We start from the raw sequence: 3,562 nt of genomic DNA, 5'->3' as shown, positions 1-3,562 counted from the left end.
CGAGCGCGCGCAGACCCAGCTGGTGCGCGCCGACCGCGCGGGCGATGGCGGCCGCCCTGGCCAGGCGCGGCAGCTGCGCGTCCAGCTCGCCGACGCGGGCGTCCAGCGTGGCCAGGGTGATCAGCGCGCCCGCCTCGGCCGGGTCGTCGCCGGTGCCGGTGGCCTCGGCGAGGGCCTGCTCGGCGGCGGCCCGGGCGGCCCGCGGGTCGGGCAGGTCCATGAGCTGCGCGGCCAGCGCGTTGAGCAGGTAGGGGCGGATGGGCCGGTGCTCGCCGGCGGCCAGCAGCGCGGCCCGCAGATCGGCGACCGCGCCGGGTCGTCCGGCCCTGGTCCGGGCCTGGGCGCGCAGCTCCAGCAGCGCGGCGGTGCGCACGTCGGAGCCTTCGTCCGCGGGTTCGGCGAGCGCCGCGGTCACCAGTTCCTCGGCCCGCGCCGGCTCGCCCGCCCACAGCGCGGCCGTCGCCGCCCGCTCCAGCACGGCGACGTGGTCGGCGCCCACCAGCTCCGCGGCCCGCGGCAGCGAACCCCACCAGCCCAGCACCCGCTCCAGCAGCTCCAGCTCCTCGGCGTGGGCCAGCGCGCGACGGGCGCTCAGGGCGGCGGCCCACGCCGCGACGACCGCCCCCGGTCCGTCGCCCGCGCCGGTGAGGTGGTGGGAGAGCTCGGCGTCGGACCCGCCGGCCGCGCGCAGCCCGGCGGCGTAGCGGCGGTGCAGCTCGACGCGCTCACCGGGCAGCACCGCGCCCAGCACCGCGTCGCGGATCAGCGCGTGCCGGAACCGGTAGCCCTCGCCGTCGACGACCAGCACCCCGGCCGCGACGCCCGCGCGCACCGCCGCGGTGACGTCGGACCCCTCGCACACCGCGACGAGCAGCCCGTCGGTGACGTGCGGGCCGCCGACGGCCGCCGCCCGCAGCACCGCCCCGACCTCCGGGCCCAGCCGCTCGATGCGGGTGGTGAGCAGGTCGGCCAGCGACGCCGGCACCCCGGGCCGCCCGCCCGCGTCGAGCAGGGCCTCCACGAACAGCGGGTTGCCGTCGCTGCGCCGGTGCACGTCGGCGACCAGCGCGGGGTCGGCGGGACGGCCGAGGATCGCGCCGGCCTGGGCGCCGACCTCGGCCCGGGTCAGCGGTCCCAGCACCAGCCGGCGCGCCCAGGGCAGCCGGCCCAGCCCGGCCAGCAGGTCGCGCAGACCGGGTGGGCCCGGCTCGTCGCGGCGGTGGGTCAGCACGACCAGCGTGCCGGGCGCGGCCCGCTGGTTGCGGACCAGGAAGTCGAGCAGGTCGAGGCTGGACCGGTCGGCCCAGTGGGTGTCCTCGACGACCAGCGCCACCGGCCGCTCCCGGGCGAGGCGGGTCAGCAGGGCCAGCACGCCCTCGAACAGCCGGGGCCGGGACTGCTCGTCCGGGGCAGCGCCCGGCGCGGCCGTGCCGGGCAGCAGCGGCGCCAGCCGGACCCGCTCGTCGGGGTCGAGGTCGGCATCGCGTCCGCGCAGGGCCGCGACGAACGGGGCGAACGGCAGCCCCTCCGCGCCCAGCTCGACGCACCCGCCGGCGAGCACCGTCCAGGGCAGCTCCGCGGTGACCGCGTCGACGAGGCGGGTCTTGCCGATGCCGGCCTCGCCGCCGAGCAGCACGACGGCCACCCCGCCCGCCGCGACCTCGGCCGCGGCGGCGTCCAGGACGCGGCGCTCGTCGGCCCGCCCGACCAGCCCGGGGCTCTGCACGCGCGTGCTCATCGCGACCCGAGCGTAGTCCGGGGCGCCGCGGCCTAGGCTGCCGCTCGTGGCGGAGGCTGACGCGCAGCGCTGGGACGGCAAGCACGCGACAGGCCGGCCGGTCGAGGCGGAGCCGCCCGCGCTGCTGCGCGGCCGTGAGCACCTGCTGGCCGGCGGTGGCCGCGCGCTGGACGTGGCGTGCGGGCGCGGGGCCGTGGCGGTGTGGCTGGCCGCGCGCGGATTCGTGGTCGACGCGGTCGACATCTCGCCGGTGGCGCTGGAGGCCCTGGCCGCGCTCGCCGAGCGGCACGGCGTCGCCGACCGGGTGCGCACCCACCGCCACGACCTCGACGCCGGTCTGCCCGCCGGCACCTCGTCGGGCTACGACCTGGTGGTCTGCCAGCGGTTCCGCGACCCGGCGCGGTACCCGGCGCTGGCGGCGGCGCCGGTCCCCGGCGGGCTGCTGGCGATCACGGTGCTGTCCGGCGGGGACGGGCCGTTCCGGGCGGCGCCGGGGGAGCTGCGGGCGGCCTTCGCGGCCCTGGAGGTGATCGAGTACCGGGAGGGAGACGGCGAGCAGGCGCTGCTGGCCCGCCGCACCGGGGCGGGGCCGTGACGGGCCCTACGCCGCCGCCGGGACCCGCTCGCGGCTGGCCACCACGGCGGCCAGCCCCGTCGTGATCGGCACCGAGGCGACCAGCCCGATGCTGCCGACCAGCGTCCGGACGATCTCGGTGGCCACGTCCTGGGAGGTGACCACGTCGGCGAGCCCCCGCCCGGACAGCGAGAACAGCAGCATCAGCGGCAGCGACGCGCCGGCGTAGGCCAGCACGAGGGTGTTCACCGCGGAGGCCACGTGGTCGCGGCCGATGCGCATGGCCGCGGCGAACAGCGCGGGCGCGCCCAGGTCCGGGTTGGCCCGGCGCAGCTCCCACACCGCGCTGGTCTGGGTGACGGTGACGTCGTCGAGCACGCCCAGCGCGCCGATCACCACCCCGGCCAGCAGCAGGCCGCGGGCGTCGACACCGGTGCCCAGCGAGGCGATCAGGTTCGCCGTCTGGTCGTCCAGGCCGGTCAGCTCGGCCAGCGCCGCGAACAGCGTGCCCAGCCCGCCGATCACCGCCAGCGACAGCAGCGTGCCGAGCACGGCGACCGACGTGCGCGCGGAGAACCCGTGGGTCAGGTAGAGCACCGCGAACATGATCAGTCCGGAGCCCACCACCGCCACCGCGAGCGGGTCGCTGCCGGACAGGATCGCCGGCAGCACGAACAGCAGCAGCACCGCGAAGCTCAGCGCCAGCGCGGCCAGCGCGGCCAGCCCCCGGAACCGGCCCAGCACGATCACCGCCGCGGCGAACAGCGCGGCCAGCCAGATCAGCGGGGTGCCGCGCTGGAAGTCGACGATCTGGTAGGAGCCGGGGTCCTCCGGGTCGCCGCCGGAGTAGCCCAGCACGACCCGGTCGCCGACGGCGAAGCGCGGCGTGCTCGGCTCGACCGGCACCACCTGCACGAGGTCGCGCCCGGGCATCGGGCCGTCCTGCATGGCCAGCAGCAGCGTCATGCAGGCGCCGTCGCCCGAGCCGGGGGTGCAGTCCGAGGCCGCGGCCCGGGTGACGGTGGCGCGGACCGGTTCCTGCGACAGCGCGCTCGACGGCGCCGGAGCGCTGCCCGGCCACAGCAGCACGACCCCGACGAGGGTGGCGAGCGCGCACGGCACGAGCAGCGCCGCGATGAGGATGCGCACCCGTCGGCCCGCGGGCGCGGCGGGGGAGTGGCCGTGGCCGTGCCCCGCCTCGGGCGCCACGGGGACGGCCGCGCGGCGCCGGCGACCGGTGCCCGCGGGGG

At 78.9% G+C, this 3,562-nt stretch carries 3 protein-coding genes; 1 reads left to right on the top strand and 2 read right to left on the bottom strand.

The genetic code is table 11. From position 1 onward, the window contains the following. The coding region (locus tag KIK08_RS38135) for an ATP-binding protein (protein WP_214408176.1) at window positions 1-1,738 on the bottom strand (1,738 nt) is incomplete at its 3' end. Between the two features lie 46 nt (window positions 1,739-1,784). On the opposite strand from KIK08_RS38135, the gene KIK08_RS38130 reads away from it, so the two are divergent. Further along, entirely contained in the window at window positions 1,785-2,333 is a 549-nt protein-coding gene (locus KIK08_RS38130) for a methyltransferase domain-containing protein (RefSeq protein ID WP_214408175.1), read from the top strand. A 6-nt stretch (window positions 2,334-2,339) separates the two neighbouring features. On the opposite strand, the gene KIK08_RS38125 is transcribed toward KIK08_RS38130, so the two are convergent. Beyond that, window positions 2,340-3,562 (bottom strand): YibE/F family protein (locus KIK08_RS38125; RefSeq protein WP_250558628.1); only part of this gene is annotated, 1,223 nt, incomplete at its 5' end.

Origin of the sequence: Pseudonocardia lacus (assembly GCF_018531445.1) — a bacterium.
Lineage (GTDB): Bacteria > Actinomycetota > Actinomycetes > Mycobacteriales > Pseudonocardiaceae > Pseudonocardia > Pseudonocardia lacus.
Note: the sequence above shows the minus strand (reverse complement) of the source record. Positions and strands in the feature narration are given on the sequence as shown.